The sequence below is a fragment of the Nocardiopsis synnemataformans genome, assembly GCF_965343085.1.
In the GTDB taxonomy this organism is placed as follows: domain Bacteria; phylum Actinomycetota; class Actinomycetes; order Streptosporangiales; family Streptosporangiaceae; genus Nocardiopsis; species Nocardiopsis alborubida.
Genome location: NZ_CBDRFA010000096.1, coordinates 1 through 15,799, shown reverse-complemented (window position 1 = coordinate 15,799; position 15,799 = coordinate 1). Strand labels below are relative to the sequence as shown.

Genomic DNA, 15,799 nt, shown 5'->3' with positions numbered 1-15,799 from the left:
CCGCACGGGTCCTCAGAACCCGGGGCGGCCGGTGCCGACTCGGCCGCCGGGGCTCCCAAGTCACCACCAACTGTGCCAGAGACCGCGTGGGCGCGCGCTGGCTCCCGCGGCCGTCCGCGCGCACGGCCCGCCCGCGGGGCGGCGCCTCACCGGGCGAGCAACTCCCCCAGTGCATCCGTCAGGATCCGGTGGACGGCGGGCTCGCGGACCGCCACCCGGAGCCACTCCGGCCCGAGGCCGGGAAAGGTGTCACCGCGCCGGACCGCGATCCCCCGTTCCCTGAGGCGGATCCGCAGCCGGTCCGCCTCAGGGTCCGTGACCAGCAGGAACGAGGCCCGCGCCCCCGGGACCGCCCGCAGGCCCAGGTTCCGCAGGCCCTCGGTGAGGTCGTCGCGGTGGGCGGCCAGGGACACCGCCCAGGCGTCGGCCTCGGCGAGGGCCTCCGGCGTACAGCACGCCTCCATCGCGACCAGGGCGGGTGTGGACACCGACCACAGGGGCTGGGCTCCGGAGAGCCGGGCCACCAGGTCGGGTGCGGCGAGCAGGTACCCGGCGCGCAGCCCGGCGAGGGACCAGGTCTTGGTGAGGCTGCGCACCACCACCAGGCCCGGCAATTCCCCTCGGGAGGCCAGCGACTCCGGCTCGCCGGGAACGCAGTCGGCGAAGGCCTCGTCCACGACCAGCACGCGCCCGGGGCGGGCCAGCCCGGCCAGGACCGCGCCGGGGTGGAGCACGGAGGTCGGATTGGTCGGGTTGCCCACCACGACCAGGTCGGCGTCCTCGGGGACCAGTCCGGGGTCGAGCGTGAAGTCCGGTTCCAGCAGCACCCGGTCCACGGCGTGCCCGGCGGCGCGCAGGGCGGCCTCGGGTTCGGTGAACTGGGGGTGCACGACGACCGCCCGCCGGGGGCTCAGGACCCGCGCCAGGAGAACGAAGGCCTCGGCCGCCCCGGCGGTGAGCAGGACTTCGCCCGCCTCCCGTCCGTGGCGCCGGGCGACCGCCTCCCGCGCGCGGGAGGGGTCGGGGTAGGCGCCCAAGCTGGTCAGCGAGTCGGCGAGGAGCCGCCCCAACCAGGCGGGCGGCGTCCGGCCCCGCACGTTGACGGCCAGGTCGAGCAGTCCGCCGCCGACCTCGGCGTCACCGTGGTGGCGCAGGTCGTGACCCGCGTCCATGTGCTCCTCCACCCCGTATGTTCCTTTCTTCACAGGAAAAACATCGCACCCTACGGCATCACCAGCCTTGCCTGATAACAGGGGGCGCCTTGGCCACATATTCGGACGTGCCTTCAGTGGCGTGGCTCACGGTGCTGTGCCAGGGTGTCCGCGTTCCCACCCCTGAGGGCCTTCCCCCACCCGATCCGAGAGAACGGACACACGATGCGAAGGCGTACCCTCCTGGCCGGTGCCACCGCGGCCGCGGGCCTGACCGCGCTGGGCACCGCGCTCCCCTCCCCCCGCCCCGCCCTGGCCGACGGTGGCGGTGGTGACCGCACGGTCCCCCGCGTACTGGCGGAGCCCTCCGCGTCACACGGACTCGTCCGCCCCGACCTGCGCTTCGACATGGTGGCCGTCACCGGTGACCCCGGAGAGGCCCACGCGGCGGTCCGCTTCGAGACCGCCGACGGCCTGGGCTCCTGGAATCCGGTGCACCTGCACACCGGGGGCCGCGACGACCGGGACCCGGTCGCGGCCGCGCTGGTGCGCGCGCCCGAGGGCGCCACCGGGTACGAGGTGCGTTCGAGGGGGGAGACCACCGCCGTGAACCTGCACGACGGAGAGGGGCTGCGTTTCGGCGGCCCCGATCAGGCGTCGCTGTCCGCGGAGGCCTCCGGCGCCCTGCGCGGCCGGACCAGCGTCCCGTTCCGCACCCGCGCGGGTTGGGGCGCCGACGAGTCCTGGCGTTTCGACGACCAGGGCGACAACCTGTGGGAGGCGGAGTTCCACCCCGTGCAGGCGCTGACCGTGCACCACACCGCGATGCCGACCGGGGAGGACCACGCGGCGGACGTGCGGGCGGTGTACTACCTGCACGCGGTGCAGCAGGCGTGGGGTGACATCGGCTACCACGTGCTCATCGACCCCGACGGGGTGGTCTACGAGGGCCGCCACTCGGGCGGGGACGGCGTGCCGGTCCTCTCCGGGATCCCGCGGCCGGGGCGGGCCGAGTCGGTGACCGCCGGGCACGCCTACGGGTTCAACCAGGGCAACGTGGGCGTGTGCCTGCTCGGGGACTTCACCGACGAGCTGCCCACCCAGGCGGCGCAGGACTCCCTGGTCGACGTGCTGCGCGTGCTGTGCGCGGTGACCGGCGTGGACCCGGCCGGGCAGATCGCGTACGTCAACCCGGGCACGGGCGTGGCCACTCCGGGCGACGCGATCTCCCGGCACCGCGACTGGCTGGAGACCGAGTGCCCGGGCAACGCCTTCTCCGAGGTGTTCGACAGCGCGGTCCGCCAGCGCGTCATCGCGGGCCTGGCCTAGGCGGCCACGGATAGACGTGCCCGCCGGAGCCGTGGACCGCACGCGACCCTCGGCCGCGCCGGCGGGTACTCCCTGGTCGGGACGGTGCCGCCCTCCCCTCGGGCATACGCGCAGAACCCGGGTGCCGTACTCCGGGACTGCGCGTATCGTGAGCGCACTCCGACCCGAGGGGAGAGGCGTGACCACCACGCAAGACAGACCGATACTGCCGTCAGTGATCCTGGAGACCGAGCGCCTGCGGCTGCGTCCGTTCGTCGAGGGCGACATCGACGACGTGCACGCGTCCTGCACCGACGCCGAACTCCAGCGCTGGCTCCCCCTCCCCCTGCCCGGGGTGCCCTACACCCGGGAGGAGGCCGAGCGGTGGTGCTGCGAGGTCGCCCCCGCCCTGCGCACCTGCGGTGAGGGCCAGCAGTGGGCCATGGTGGAGAGGAAGTCCAAGCGGCTCGTGGGCTCGGTGGGCCTGGTGCGTGTCGTATGGGCGGCGATGACCACCGAGGTCGGGTACTGGGTCTCGCCGTGGGGCCGCGGCCTCGGGTACGCGACGGAGGCCGCCGTGGCCGTCTCCCGCTGGGCGCTGGACCAGGGCTTCCAGCGGGTGGAGATCAAGGCCGCCACCGGCAACACCGGTTCGCGCCGGGTCGCGGAGAGGTCGGGGTTCAGCCTGGAGGGCGTCGAACGCAGCGCGATGCCGCTGCACGAGGGCCGCACCGACCTGGCGGTGTACAGCCTGCTCCCCACCGACCTGGGCTGACCGGCGCGCCCCGGCCCCACCGGGCACCCGGACGGTGCCGCACGGTCCCCGGGCCGCGGTCGCGGAGCGGCCCGGGGACCGACCCCGCGCGTGTCCGGTGGCTGCCGTCCGCCCGGACAGGCGCCACCCGAGCATGCGCCGCGTGCGCGGTGTCACCGGGGATCGGCGAAGGGGGAGACGGGCGGACACGCGGCGCGGGGTGCGCAGCGTCCGCCGGGGTTCGGTGGGGTTCGGTGGGGAGAGCGGCGAGCGGCGAGCGGCGAGCGGCCCGGAAACCGCCCCCGGGCGCGCCCTACCCCCACACGCGAGAGAGCAGCCACCTGCCGGTGGCCGTGTCATGGCGCAGTTCGTACACCCCCTGGGACTGGGCCGTACCCGCCTCCACCCGCCAGTGCCTGCGTTCGGGCGTCTGGGGCTCACGCGCCGGTGTCCAGTCCATGCGCAGCGTGACCCAGTGTTCGAGGATCCTGCGCACTCCGTACACCCTGCCGTTCCACACGAACCGGGCCGGGCGCCCGTCGTCCTCGACGACGGTCACCTCCGCCCCGTAGTACCGTCCCACGACACTTCCCCTCAGCATCATCCGCCTCCTGTTCAGTCCCGGCACACGCCACCGGGACACCCACCCGTGGGGAAGACGCGGCCAGGTGTTCGAACGTGTGTTCTAACACTAGCGAAAACCGGTGCCTTCGGGGAACTGTTTCGGCACGAGAGGCATCCCCCTGGATGACCACGTGGCCACCACACCCGTACCCGGCGCTTTCGCCGCCGACCGGTACGCTGGGCGGCTCGCCCCCGGAAACCGTGAGGTCCCCTTTCCGTGATGTCGAACAGCGGCAGACCCCTCCACCCCGGAGGTCCCCGTGGCCCGGACGGCCACCGCCTCCCGAGCCGCCTTGGGCATGGCGGCACGGGCACCGTCCACCTCGCCGAGGACTCCTCGGGGAACCACGTCGCGCCCAAAGCCATCCACCCCGACTGACACGCCGCGTCCGCGCGCCGCCCCCGAACACCCCCGCATCCGAGCCCGGACCCCGCGTCCGCGGGGCCCGAAGGGCCAGCCAGTCCAGAACGCGCCAGCGTGTCGGCATCGGTACGCTGTTAGCGCGAACTCCACGATTCATATGAGGGACCCCCAACTGTGACGTCGAACGGGCACCAGAGCGGCAAACCCCTGCGCGCGGGGGACCCGCGCGAACTCGACGGTTACCGCATCGTGAGCCGTCTCGGCCGAGGCGGCATGGGCACCGTCTACCTCGCCAGGGACGCCTCCGACCGGCCCGTCGCAGTGAAACTCATCCACCCCGACCTGGCCGACGACGAGTCCTTCCGGCTGCGCTTCGCCCGCGAGGTCGAGGCCGCGCGCCGCGTGGCCCGCTTCTCCACCGCGGGGGTGATCGACGCCCGGCTGGAGGGCGAGCCCCTCTTCATCGTCTCGGAGTACGTGCCGGGCCCGAACCTGGACGAGGCGGTCCGCGCGGACGGCTCGATGGCGGGCGGCACCCTGGAGGGCCTGGCCATGGGCGTGGCCGCGGCGCTCACCGCCATCCACGGGTCCGGGATCATCCACCGCGACCTCAAACCCGCGAACGTGCTGCTCTCCCCGGTCGGCCCGAAGGTCATCGACTTCGGCATCGCCCGCGCCCTGGACGACGCCGCGGACGCGGTCACCCGCTCCAGCCAGCTCATGGGCACCCCCTCGTACATGGCCCCGGAGCTGATCCTGGGTCAGCGGGCCACCGCGGCCGCCGACATCTTCGCGTGGGGCTGCCTGGTGGCCTTCGCCGGAACCGGCACCGCCCCCTTCGACGCCGCCACGGTGCCCGCCGTCCTGCACAACATCTCCTCGGCTCCGCCGCGCCTGGACGGCCTGGACGCGGACCTGTACGACCTGGTCAACGCGGCACTGGACAAGAACCCGGCCAATCGACCCACCTCCAAGCAGCTCCTGGCCCGGCTGACCGGCCAGGAGGAACCGCAGGAGGCCGAGGTGGAGCGCACGATCAGCACCTCGTGGGCCCCGCCGAGCAGTTCCCCCGTGCCGGGGCAGCCGCCGCAGGACACCGGGGCGCGGGAGGGCGGGCCCACGTCGGACCAGGCGCCGAGCGAGCCGCAGCAGCCCCCGAGCGGACCGCAGCAGGCGGGCGGGCAGCACCCGGACGGCGGACAGCAGCAGGGCGCGGCGGCTCCGGGGAGCGGCCAGCCCTTCCAGGCGCAGCCCGCACACGCGCAGACCACGCAGTACAACCCGTACGCGCAGCCCACGCAGGTCCAGCACCCGGTACAGCCGCCTCCCGCGGTCCAGCAGACCCGTGTGGAGCAGCAGCACGGTGACCCGGGCGTCCCGCCCTCGGGTCCCCAGCCGGGCATGGGGTACGGCGGATACCCGTCCCAGGGCCAGCCCCCGGTCCACGGCCAGCGGGTTCCCGGCTACTACGCCAACTCCGGCGGTCAGGTCCCCCCGCCGCACCAGGCGCACGGCGGCTACGCGTCTCCGCCGCAGGGCCAGCCCGCCTTCACCGCCTACTCCGGTTCCGGCGGCCCGGGAAACCCCGGTGGCCCCGGTGGCCCCGGTGGAGCGGGCCAGCCTCCCGGGAGGTCCGGCGGTGCCCCGCGCGGCCGCAGGCGGATGGTGGTGATCGGCGCGGCCGCGGGCGCGGTCGTCCTGGTGGCCGCCGTGGGTGCGACGGTCCTGCTCAACGGCGGCCAGGCGATCCCGGAGAACACCGTCTCCGTCTACAACACCGACTTCACCACCGACCCCGGCTGGGTCAGCAACACCTACGAGCACGAGGATTCCGACGGCTACTGGGCCGAGCGGAGGGGCGTCCTGCTCCAACTCGACCCTGAGAGCAACCCCAGCCGGGGCGAGGTCGTAGCGCTGGACCGCGAGGCGGTCCTGCCGGACAACGTCCTGGTGAGTACCACCGCGTACGTGGTCGAGGGCCCGGAACAGGCGACGTTCGGCGTGCGCTGTTGGGACAACGGCGGCGAGGAGCACCGAAGCCAGTACGAGGGGCTGCTGCGCTACGACGGCCAGCGCGCGGAGATCCGCCGGATGCACGAGGGCGAGGGCGACACCACCCTCGGAGAGACCACCGACGTCGCCGGATACACCCCCCAGCCTCTCTTCGACGAGTCGGTGCGCGAGGAGTACGGCTACGAGGAGCGCGATCCCCTCGGGTTCGACCACGAGAACATCCCCACCAACACCGTCGCGCTCTCCTGCTCGCTCCAGGAGGACAGGGACGGCAACGAGTTCGTGGAGCTGTCCCTGTGGGTCAACGGGGAGCACGCCGTGACCGCGGTGGACGAGGAACCCCTCCCCGACGACGCCGAGGAGGTGGAGGACCGCCGCCGGGTCGGCATCGTGACCCGCCAGGGACCGGGCAACGACTTCCTCGGCGTCCTGTACACCGCGTTCTCTGTCCACGAGATCCTCGAGGAGGGCCGGTCGGAGTAGGCGGCCCGCCCCTCCGTGGCCGTTCCGGCTCCGGGCTGACATGATGCCGGGAACCGACACGGAAGGAGCAGTGGACCCATGCGTGCCATCGTGATCGAGGAGAACGGCGGGCCCGAGGTACTGCGGCTGGCCGAGAGGGACGACCCGGCGCCCGGCCCCGGGGAGGTCCTGATCGACGTCGAGGCCCGCGGGGTCAACTTCATCGACATCTACCAGCGCAGCGGCCTGTATGACGTCCCCCTCCCCTACGTCCCTGGCATGGAGGGCGCGGGCGTGGTGGCCGCCGTCGGCGACGGCGTCACCGACCTGTCCGTGGGGCAGCGGGTCGGCTGGGCGATGGCCCCCGGCGCGTACGCCGAACGGGCCGTGGTCAAGGCGTCGTTGGTCGTCCCCGTCCCGGACGCGGTCTCCGCCGAGCAGGCCGCCGCCCTGCTGCTCCAGGGCATGACCGCCCACTACCTCGTCCGCTCGGTGTACCCGGTGTCCGAGGGCGACACCGTGCTGGTGCACGCGGCCGCGGGCGGCACCGGCCTGCTGGTGACCCAGCTGGCCAAGGAGCGCGGCGCGCGCGTCATCGGCACCGTGTCCACCGAGAAGAAGGAGCGCATCGCCCGGGAGGCGGGCGCGGACGAGGTGGTCCGCTACACCGAGACCCCCGTGGCCGAGGCGGTGCGCGACCTCACCGGCGGCGAGGGGGTGGCCGCGGTCTACGACGGCGTCGGCCGGGACACCTTCGACGCCAGCCTGGCCTCACTGCGCCCGCGCGGTGTGCTGGCGCTGTTCGGGCAGTCCTCGGGAGAGGTGGCCCCGGTGGACCCGCAGCGGCTCAACTCCGCCGGTTCGGTGTACCTGACCAGGCCCTCGCTGGCCTACTTCGTGGCCGACCGCGAGGAGCTCCTGGGCCGGGCCGGCGACCTGTTCGCGCTGGTGGGTGACGGCCGCCTGGACGTGCGGATCGGCGGCCGCTACCCGCTGTCCGACGCGGGGCGCGCCCAGAGCGACCTGGCCTCGCGCCGCACCACCGGCAAGCTCCTGCTGGTCTGAGCCGTGCGGCCGCGGGCCGAACACACGATGGGGGGGAGGGAGGTCGACACCTCCCTCCCCCCTCCGCGGGTCCCACCCGCGCGAGGCGGCTGCGCCCCGCAGGTGGCGACGCGTCGTGGAGGGGCGGCCGTCCCGCCGCCCCGAGACGGTTGTCCAGGTCGGCTCCGTGGCGGAAGCGCCCTGGCCCCGGTGCGGCGTGGCTGGCCCCCGAACAGGCCCTAGTCCTCCTCGCGCGGCCCGGGCGGCCGGGAGCCGCCGAGGGCAGACCCTGCCCGCCGGACGTCGTCGCGGGCGTCGGCCACCGCGCGTTCGGCGGCCTCGGCCGCGTCCATGGCCGCCTGCGCCGAAGAGGACCGGGCGGGATCGGGCGCCGTGAGCTGCGCGGGCCCCTGGGTTTCGGCGTCCCCGTCCTCCTTCTCCGTGGAGGGAACCGTCGAGGCGTTGCCCGCGAAGGCGTGGCTGACGTTCTTGACGGCCTCGGTGAGCTCGCCGGGGATCACCCAGAAGGTGTTGCCGTCGCCCTCGGCCAGGGACGGCAGGGTCTCCAGGTACTTGTAGGCGAGCACCTTGGCGTCGGCGTTGTTGGCGTGCACCGCCTGGAACACGCGCTCGATCGCCTTGGCCTCGCCGTCGGCGCGCAGGATGGCCGCCTGCTGGTCGCCCTGGGCCTCCAAGATGGCCTGCTGGCGGGCGCCCTCCGCCTTGAGGATGCGCGCCTGGCGCTCGCCCTCGGCGTGGAGGATGGCCGCGCGCTTGTCGCGGTCGGCCCGCATCTGCTTCTCCATCGCCTCCTTGATGGTGGGCGGCGGGTCGATGGCCTTGATCTCCACGCGGTTGACGCGGATGCCCCACTTGCCGGTGGTCTCGTCCAGGACCCCGCGCAGGCGGGTGTTGATCTCCTCGCGGGAGGTGAGGGTCTTCTCCAGGTCCATGGAGCCGATGACGTTGCGCAGCGTGGTGACGGTGAGCTGGTCGATGGCCTGGATGTAGTTGGCGACCTCGTAGGCCGCGGCCCTGGGATCGGTGACCTGGTAGTACAGCACGGTGTCGATGTTGACGACCAGGTTGTCCTCGGTGATCACCGGCTGCGGGCGCGAGGTGAACACCTGCTCGCGCAGGTCGAACTTGGAGTTGACGCGGTCCACGCCCGGGATGAGGAAGTTCAGGCCGGGGTTCAGGGTGCGGATGTAGCGGCCAAAACGCTCGATGTTGTACGCCCTGGCCTGCGGGACGATGCGGATCGCCGCCAGGGCGACGGCAACGACGACGACCGCGAGGATGATGAGGGCGATGGTGGGTTCCATGTGCTGGCACCTGGCCTAGGTCTGGGACGTGGCTGTGGCGGGGTTCAGGGCAGTGCTTCGCGCGGGTAGACCACGGCTGTGGCCCCGTCGATCTCCATGACGTCGACGCGTGTGCCCACCGGGATGACGAGGTCCTCGTCGATGCAGCGCGCGGACCACTCCTCCCCGGAGAGCTTGATCCTGCCCCGGTCGGCGTCGACCTCCTGGAGGACGACCGCGGAGCGTCCGACGAGCGCCTGGGCGCCCGACCTGACGGCGGGGCCGCCCCTGAGCTGGCGTCGCATGATCGGCCGCACGAGGTAGATCCCGGCCGCCGCGGTGGCGGTGAAACCGATGATCTGCACGGCCACCGGAAGCCCGATGGCACCGAGGAGGGCGGCGACCAGCGCCGCGACCGCCAGGAGGCCCAGTACGAACGTGAGGGTGAAGACCTCGACGACCCCCAGGCCCACGGCGAGGACGAGCCAGATCAACCAGGCTTCCATGTTCCTGCGACCCTCCCGTTCATGTTCGGGTATTCCTTACGCTACCCATACAGACCCGGCGAAGCACGCGATCCGGCTCCAGTGTTCCCCGGCCGTGACACACGGACGCGGCCCCCGCTGGCACCCGCTCAGGGCCACCGTGGGCCGCGTCCGCTCCGCCCGTCCTACCGTCCGCCGGAGAACTGGTAGACGAGCTGGTACGTGGGCCGGTTCTGCCACGCGATCGGCCACATGTTGATGCCGCCGACCGCCTGGTGGATCACCGTGTCCGCGCACAGTTGGTCGCCCGGGTCGCAGTGCTCGTCGCCGGGGTAGACCTCCCCCGCGGGGGTCTCCGCGGCCTGGGCCAGGGTGTCCAGCAGCACCGTACGGCAGGCGTCCGGGTCGCCGCCACCGCAGTAGGCCTCGCCCAGTCCGCCGTCCACCTCCTGGCCGAGCACCGTGCGCAGGTCCTTGTCCACGTAGGACCACCAGCCGTACTGGAACGCCGAGCCCCGGTGGGGCTGTGCCTGGTTGACGCTTCCGGGCTCGCCTCCTCCGATGGAGCCCGAGGGCGACTCGTCGGTCTGCACGGCCCTGGTGAGCTGGGTGTAGAGGTCTCCGCCCAGCCCCGGCTCGAACTGGGCGCGGACCAGCAGCGGCCACCAGGCGTCCAGCGTGCGGATGGCGTCGGCGTGGGAGTAGTACCCGGCGTCGCGGAAGGGCTCGCGGCGAAGGGATCCGGACTCGTGCCAGAGCCGCAGCTCCTCCACGGCCGCGGCCAGTTCGGGGTCGTCCACGGCCTCGGTGCCGATCACCTCCAACAGGAGCGGAAGGACCTCCTGGGCGCGCAGGTCGGCGACCCCGGCCTCCATCATCACCCGGGTCAGGCTGGCGGTGGTGAACGCGTGCCCGTCGGCGATCAGCCCGGAGACGCGGCCGTCGAGCAGGTCGCCGCGGTGCACCGGTCCAGTGGCCCAGCCGGAGGTGTAGCCCCGGGCGGGCTTGTTGTTCCAGTTGACGATGTAGTCGGGGTTGATCGCCTGCGGGTGGTCCTCCTGCGGGTGGTAGTCGGCGCCGTTGGTGTCGGGGTCCCAGCCGGACCAGCCCGCGTCGGAGTAGGCGTCGACGGGCAGGTTGGGGTTGGTGCCCTCGGTCCGGACCGGGTTGGCCCCGGAGTTGACGAAGGCGATGTCCTCGTCGTCGACGTAGTGCCAGTTGAAGGCGTAGCCGATGTCCTCGGCCGCGTCCGTGAAGGACTCCGCCGAGGTGATCTCGCCGGGGTCGTTGAAGCGCTGGAAGCCGATGATGGAGTCGACCTCGCGCATGTAGGTGGAGCGCCGCGTCGTGAACGCCACGGGCTCGCCGTCCACGGTCGCGAAGGAGTGCACCAGGCCGAACTCCGAGCGCAGGGAGGTCAGCGTGTAGCCGCCCTCCGGCGTGCCGTCGGCGATGGTGGGCGACCACTCGTTGGTGACACTCAGCTCCTCGAAGGGCACGCAGTCGCCGGCGGTGCCCACGTAGGCGCGCGACCCGGTGGTGGGCGCGGACCCGTCGGTCTCGCACAGCTCGACGGCGAAGGTGTCGGTGACGTCCTGGCCCGCCGAGGTGGCGCTCCAGGCGTAGTCGACGCCGCGCCCCATCTGGACGTAGAAGCTCACGCCCGCGAAGGACGCGCCGCGCGCGCTGATGCCCGGGCCCTGGAGTTCCTGGAGCATGAGCAGCTGCGGGGAGAAGTAGCCGGTCTGGGGGCCCATCACGGCGACGGGGTTGCCGCTCTCGGTGTGCTCTCCCGAGACGAGCAGGGCGTTGGACATGCCGCGGGGGTCGGTGAAGCCCTCGGGCAGGACACCGTCGTTGAACACGCCCTCCACCGCGGACAGGTCACCCTCCTCGATCATCCGATCCAGCTCGTCGCGCTGTTCCTGGGACAGGTCCTCGACCGCGGGCGCCTCCACTCCCGCCTCGGGCTCCTCCACCGTGCTCGCCAGCGGGGCGGGATGCTCGGCGGTCTCGCCGCTGAGCGCGGAACCGTGCTCGTCGTGGACGATGTCGTAGGGCTCGACGGAGCCTGGGTCGGGCACGGCCTCTCCGACCGGGTCCTCGGGGGTGCCGCTGTAGGGGAACTCGCCCTCGACGCTGACCACGGCCTCGGGGTCGTTCTCCATCCGCCAGGCGCGGTACAGCTCGGCGCCCTCCTCGGCTCCGTAGCGGTCCCGGAAGTTGGCGAGCACGACGGCCGCCTGGACCTCGCCGCCGCCACCGCCGCCGAAGATGCCGCCGACCATGGCGGCGATGCCGACGACGTCGGTGGGGGTGAAGGGCTCGATCTCCCCGGCGTTGGTGATGGCGTCCTTGTGCCCGGTCAGGACGTACTCGCCGGGGAAGTCGCGGTCGTCGTCGGCCTCCTCGATGTAGGCGTTGACGCCCTCCAGGTAGGCACCGACGTCGACGAGGGCCTGCTCACCGCGCTCTCCGCTGGCGGCGACCCGGTCGATCTGCGCCTGCTTGTCCTCCTCGGTGTAGGGGGCGCTGCGCCACAGGTCCTGTTCAGCCCGCGGTTGCCCTCGGCGCCTCCGGCGAAGGAGGTGAGTTCGCCGCGGCCGACCCGACGCAGCACGTCCATGAGGAAGAGGCGGTCCTCGGCGGCGGCGTACCCGGCGCCGAACATGGTGCCCTCGCGGGTGGTGCCCTCGACGTGCGGGATGCCGTGGTCGGCGTCGCGGGTGATGGTGACGTCGTCGCGCGGCTGGTACCGGCGCCCCACGTCGTCGGGGGCGACCCCGAATCCGGCGTCGAGGAAGAAGTCGTCCAGGCCCTCCTCCGTGAGGCCGTCGTAGTGGTGGACGAGGTTGTCGTACATGTCCAGCTGGCTGGAGGCGTGCTGCGGCCGGGTGCCGAAGACCTGGTGGCCGAGGATCTCGACGAGTGTGGCGCTGCCGTTCTGGCCGGGGGGAAGGATGTCGTGGCATCCCCCGGGGGCGCAGTAGTCGGGTTCCGGTTCGGCGAGGGCCTGGGGGGCCGCGGGCAGGGCGGCGACGGTGGCCGCGGCCACCGCGAGGGCGGTACCCGAGGCGCCGGTGCGTAGCCGTCGTCTGAGCGAGGGGAACAAGAGCTGTCACCACCTGGGGGTGCGGGCGATGGGTGAGCGCATGCTACGCACGAGTAGGGAAATCGCGAAAGAGTTTCATGTTTTGGCGGGTGAGGAGGACCCCGTACCAGAAAACCGGCGGGTTTGGAGTGATCTGCGCCACAAGCAGCCCGGATTCCGGAGTGCGGACCGGGGAGGGCCCGGCACGGGAGCCGGGACGTGGCCACATCCGGCCACGGCCTTGGGACGGAGCACTTCCGGGGCCACCGGCACGGCTGGGGCGGGTGCGGGAACGGGACGGCACAGCCGGGACAGGACCGTGAACGGGACGGCACAGCCGGAACGAGCCCGGGGAGGGGCGGTACAGCCGGAACGGGTATGGAGGCGAGTTGGTACCGCTATCGGGGAAGTGGTTCTCGGTCTCCCCGCCCTTTGACACAATCGCGGCATGAGCGAGTACCCCAATTCCCGTCCGGGGGAACCGTGGTGGCACGAGCCCCACGGTGAGACCCCCGGCTGGGGCCTTCCCCCGCAACAGCACGGCGGAGCCCTGGAGCCCTACGGCTCCCCCACCGGGGGCTACCAGCCCGCCGTCCCCCAGCCTCAGCCCCAGCCCGAGGGCGACGTCCCCCTCGGCACCATCGGCGAGATCGCGTTCTCCCAGCACACCGTGATGACCCCCGTCGGGCGCTTCCCGATCAGGGGAACGGTGTGGACGGTGAACGACATGAGCCGCACCGACCGGAACACACCCACCTGGGCGGTCATCGTGGCCATCCTGGTCTTCTGGTGGACCTGTCTGCTCGGACTGCTCTTCCTCCTCGTCAAGGAGCAGAGGACCACCGGGCACGTGCAGGTCACCGTCCAGGGGCACGACAAGCACTACAGCACGACGATCATGGTGACCCACCCGGGCATGGTGGGCCAGATCCACCAGCAGGTGAACTACGCGCGCAACCTGGCCTGAGCCGGGTCCTCACCCGGCGCCGCCCCCGGGACCGACTGCCGGTTCCCGGGGCGGCGCCCGCGGTCCCCGGGGGCTCCCCGTGTGACGGCCGTTGGGGAGCGGGGTCGCGCGACAGCTGCCGGGAAGCGGGGTCGCGCGGCAGCTGTCGGCGAGCGGCCCACCACCGCGCACGGCCGTCCGCCACGTTGCACGGCCTCCCGTCCGGGGTGCCCCCTGGCCACGCACGAGGCACCCCGACCGCGTCCGAGGTGTTCACCGACGCTCACAGTGCGCGCTACCGGGCCACCGCCGCGGCCACGGCCAGGGCACCCAGGTGCACCGCCCGGGCGAGGCGGACCGCGCGGCGGATGTCGTCGATCCCAGCTCGGGGCCCGTCGCCCATCCCGGGGCGGCGCTCCTCACGCCCCCCGTAGACGTTGGCGCCGCCCAGGGTCCTACCGAGCGCGCCCGCGAACGCGGCCTCGCACTGCCCTGCGTTCGGACTGGGGTGCCGGTCGCCGTCGCGCCGCCACACGCGCCACGCCCCGCGCACGTCGCCGCCGACCACGGGCGCGGCCAGGACCGCCAGGAACGCGGTCAGCCGGGCCGGGCCCCACCCGGCGAGGTCGTCCAGCCGCGCCGAGGCGGAACCGAACCGTTCGTAGCGCTCGTCTCGGTGGCCGACCATGGCGTCGAGGGTGTTGACGGCGCGGAAGCCCGCCAGACCCGCCACCCCGCCCAGGGCTCCCCAGACCAGGGGGCCGACCACGGCGTCGGAGGTGTTCTCGGCGACCGACTCGACCACCGCCCGGGCGACTCCCGCCTCGTCGAGCCGGGAGGGGTCCCTGCCACACAGGTTCGGCAGAAGTTCTCTGGCCCGGGCGAGGTCGCCGTCCTCCAGGGCCCCGGCGATCCGCTCGGCCTCCCGGCACAACATGCTGCCGCCGAGCACGGCCCACGTCGTCACCGCTGTCGCCGCGCCACCCCGCACCACGGAACCCGCGGCCACCACGGGAAGCACGGCCCCGGCCGCGAACAGGGCGCCGCGCGCCCGCGAGTCCCCGTAGACGCGCCGCTCCCACCATCCCGCGGCACGCCCGTACAGGGCGACCGGATGCCCCCTACGCGGGTCGGGCACCGCCTTGTCGAGCAGGAAACCCGCCACCAGTCCCAGAGATCGCACCCGACCACGGTAGCCGCGTCAAGGAAGTCCCTCGCAACTCCCAAACCATGGCAAACCATGTTTGTCCCTCTGAGTAATAACACATACACAAAGAGCAATAAGCAGCTGGCCGTAAGGAGCCCCCACATGCTGACCGCGCTGGCCGCACTGATGGTCTTCGCAGGTCAGTGGTGGATGTTCTGACTCCCCGTCCCACCTTGGACGTCGGGACTTCGCGAAACGCCCGGGGTACAGCACCGCACCAGGAGTTAATCACCGGTAACGTGGTGCGCGAGGCCCATAGCGACCGATTTGGTGGAGCGCGCGTGGTAACGAGAGGCAACTACGAATCACCGTAGTTGATGAGGCTTTGCCCGCCTGTGGGCGACATCGGACGAATACCCTAGAATGTCTGCCCGGGACGCCACCGGCACCACGACACGGGTCCTCCCGACCGTAGGCCCGCCGACCGGCCCCCACCCCGCCTCCGGCGCGCAGCACCCTCCCGCAACCACGGGTCACAGCGTGATCAAGACCTGCCATGGCGGGCGACAATTGAATCGAGCACCCGTAGCTCAGTGGATAGAGCACCGGACTTCTAATCCGATGGTCGCAGGTTCGAATCCTGCCGGGTGCGCCACAAAACCCCAGGTCAGATGGGGCGCGCGAGTCGAACAGACGAGGCGCCGGGCCCGGATCGGGGCCTGAAATGCTCCCCGTGTGCTCCCCAGTACAGGGTCCAGTACAGGTGGGCGCCCACCTCGCGGAGCACTTTGCCGTTCCGTGACCCAACAGGCGGACAAACCGGCACCATGAGCCGACACGGCGATCTCAAGGCCACACACCACTTTTCACCATGGACGCCATCGCACCGCAGCGAGCAGGTTCCGCGCTGCGTCCCGAAAAAGCGACTGCCGACCTCCACCCACCCATGATCCGAGCAAGTCAGGCGGGGGTTTCGGCGGCGTGGCGAACCGTGGGCGTGGCGCGCCTAGAGCTTCTCCTCGACGGGGTCGGTGTCGATGCCCCGTACTCGTGCCACCCCTTCCGGTTTTCGGCGTGCGCCGCCGTTCATCAGGCCTCGTTTCCGA

At 72.4% G+C, this 15,799-nt stretch carries 10 protein-coding genes, 1 tRNA gene and 1 pseudogene; 6 read left to right on the top strand and 6 right to left on the bottom strand.

Going from position 1 to position 15,799, the window contains the following annotated elements:
- Positions 1-146: 146 nt before the first annotated feature.
- Positions 147-1,172, bottom strand: a complete 1,026-nt coding sequence (cobC, locus tag ACSIH6_RS35145; protein ID WP_435112636.1) for an Rv2231c family histidinol phosphate aminotransferase CobC — start codon at positions 1,170-1,172, stop codon at positions 147-149.
- A gap of 204 nt (positions 1,173-1,376) precedes the next feature.
- Between cobC and ACSIH6_RS35140 the strand changes: the two genes are divergently transcribed.
- Both ACSIH6_RS35140 and ACSIH6_RS35135 read left to right on the top strand, forming a co-directional pair.
- Complete coding sequence (locus ACSIH6_RS35140) at positions 1,377-2,480, top strand: peptidoglycan recognition protein family protein (RefSeq protein ID WP_435112635.1); 1,104 nt, start codon at positions 1,377-1,379, stop codon at positions 2,478-2,480.
- 178 nt (positions 2,481-2,658) lie between these two features.
- The gene (locus ACSIH6_RS35135) at positions 2,659-3,234 is read left to right on the top strand and encodes a GNAT family N-acetyltransferase (RefSeq protein ID WP_435112634.1); all 576 of its coding nucleotides are present in this window, start codon (positions 2,659-2,661) and stop codon (positions 3,232-3,234) included.
- Between the two features lie 292 nt (positions 3,235-3,526).
- On the opposite strand, the gene ACSIH6_RS35130 is transcribed toward ACSIH6_RS35135, so the two are convergent.
- Complete coding sequence (locus tag ACSIH6_RS35130; protein ID WP_435112633.1) at positions 3,527-3,817, bottom strand: DUF6504 family protein; 291 nt, start codon at positions 3,815-3,817, stop codon at positions 3,527-3,529.
- A gap of 558 nt (positions 3,818-4,375) precedes the next feature.
- Here ACSIH6_RS35130 and ACSIH6_RS35125 point away from each other — a divergent pair.
- Together ACSIH6_RS35125 and ACSIH6_RS35120 are read left to right on the top strand one after the other, a co-directional pair.
- On the top strand, positions 4,376-6,697 hold the full coding sequence (locus ACSIH6_RS35125; RefSeq protein WP_435112632.1) for a serine/threonine-protein kinase: 2,322 nt from the start codon (positions 4,376-4,378) through the stop codon (positions 6,695-6,697).
- A 78-nt stretch (positions 6,698-6,775) separates the two neighbouring features.
- Positions 6,776-7,741 (top strand): quinone oxidoreductase family protein, encoded by a 966-nt coding sequence (locus ACSIH6_RS35120; RefSeq protein WP_435112631.1) that lies wholly within the window; start codon positions 6,776-6,778, stop codon positions 7,739-7,741.
- A gap of 218 nt (positions 7,742-7,959) precedes the next feature.
- Here the strand turns inward: ACSIH6_RS35120 and ACSIH6_RS35115 are convergent, their stop codons facing one another.
- The 3 genes and pseudogenes from ACSIH6_RS35115 to ACSIH6_RS35105 form a co-directional block, all read right to left on the bottom strand.
- Positions 7,960-9,045, bottom strand: coding sequence for an SPFH domain-containing protein (locus ACSIH6_RS35115; protein ID WP_435112630.1), 1,086 nt, complete (start codon positions 9,043-9,045; stop codon positions 7,960-7,962).
- A gap of 44 nt (positions 9,046-9,089) precedes the next feature.
- The gene (locus ACSIH6_RS35110) at positions 9,090-9,530 is read right to left on the bottom strand and encodes an NfeD family protein (protein WP_435112629.1); all 441 of its coding nucleotides are present in this window, start codon (positions 9,528-9,530) and stop codon (positions 9,090-9,092) included.
- 164 nt (positions 9,531-9,694) lie between these two features.
- A pseudogene (locus ACSIH6_RS35105) lies at positions 9,695-12,621 on the bottom strand (penicillin acylase family protein).
- A 427-nt stretch (positions 12,622-13,048) separates the two neighbouring features.
- Between ACSIH6_RS35105 and ACSIH6_RS35100 the strand changes: the two are divergent.
- Positions 13,049-13,567 (top strand): hypothetical protein, encoded by a 519-nt coding sequence (locus tag ACSIH6_RS35100; RefSeq protein ID WP_435112628.1) that lies wholly within the window; start codon positions 13,049-13,051, stop codon positions 13,565-13,567.
- A 274-nt stretch (positions 13,568-13,841) separates the two neighbouring features.
- Here ACSIH6_RS35100 and ACSIH6_RS35095 read toward each other — a convergent pair whose 3' ends face one another.
- On the bottom strand, positions 13,842-14,729 hold the full coding sequence (locus ACSIH6_RS35095) for a cobalamin biosynthesis protein (RefSeq protein WP_435112627.1): 888 nt from the start codon (positions 14,727-14,729) through the stop codon (positions 13,842-13,844).
- 543 nt (positions 14,730-15,272) lie between these two features.
- On the opposite strand from ACSIH6_RS35095, the gene ACSIH6_RS35090 reads away from it, so the two are divergent.
- Positions 15,273-15,348: transfer RNA gene (locus ACSIH6_RS35090), tRNA-Arg, on the top strand.
- Positions 15,349-15,799: the final 451 nt, after the last annotated feature.

Bases quoted from the DNA above. Each gene is read 5' to 3' on its own strand.
- ACSIH6_RS35115 (WP_435112630.1), bottom strand. From the start codon at position 9,045: ATGGAACCCACCATCGCCCTCATCATCCTCGCGGTCGTCGTCGTTGCC.
- ACSIH6_RS35120 (WP_435112631.1), top strand. From the start codon at position 6,776: ATGCGTGCCATCGTGATCGAGGAGAACGGCGGGCCCGAGGTACTGCGG.
- ACSIH6_RS35140 (WP_435112635.1), top strand. From the start codon at position 1,377: ATGCGAAGGCGTACCCTCCTGGCCGGTGCCACCGCGGCCGCGGGCCTG.
- ACSIH6_RS35110 (WP_435112629.1), bottom strand. From the start codon at position 9,530: ATGGAAGCCTGGTTGATCTGGCTCGTCCTCGCCGTGGGCCTGGGGGTC.
- ACSIH6_RS35100 (WP_435112628.1), top strand. From the start codon at position 13,049: ATGAGCGAGTACCCCAATTCCCGTCCGGGGGAACCGTGGTGGCACGAG.
- ACSIH6_RS35130 (WP_435112633.1), bottom strand. From the start codon at position 3,817: ATGATGCTGAGGGGAAGTGTCGTGGGACGGTACTACGGGGCGGAGGTG.
- cobC (WP_435112636.1), bottom strand. From the start codon at position 1,172: ATGGACGCGGGTCACGACCTGCGCCACCACGGTGACGCCGAGGTCGGC.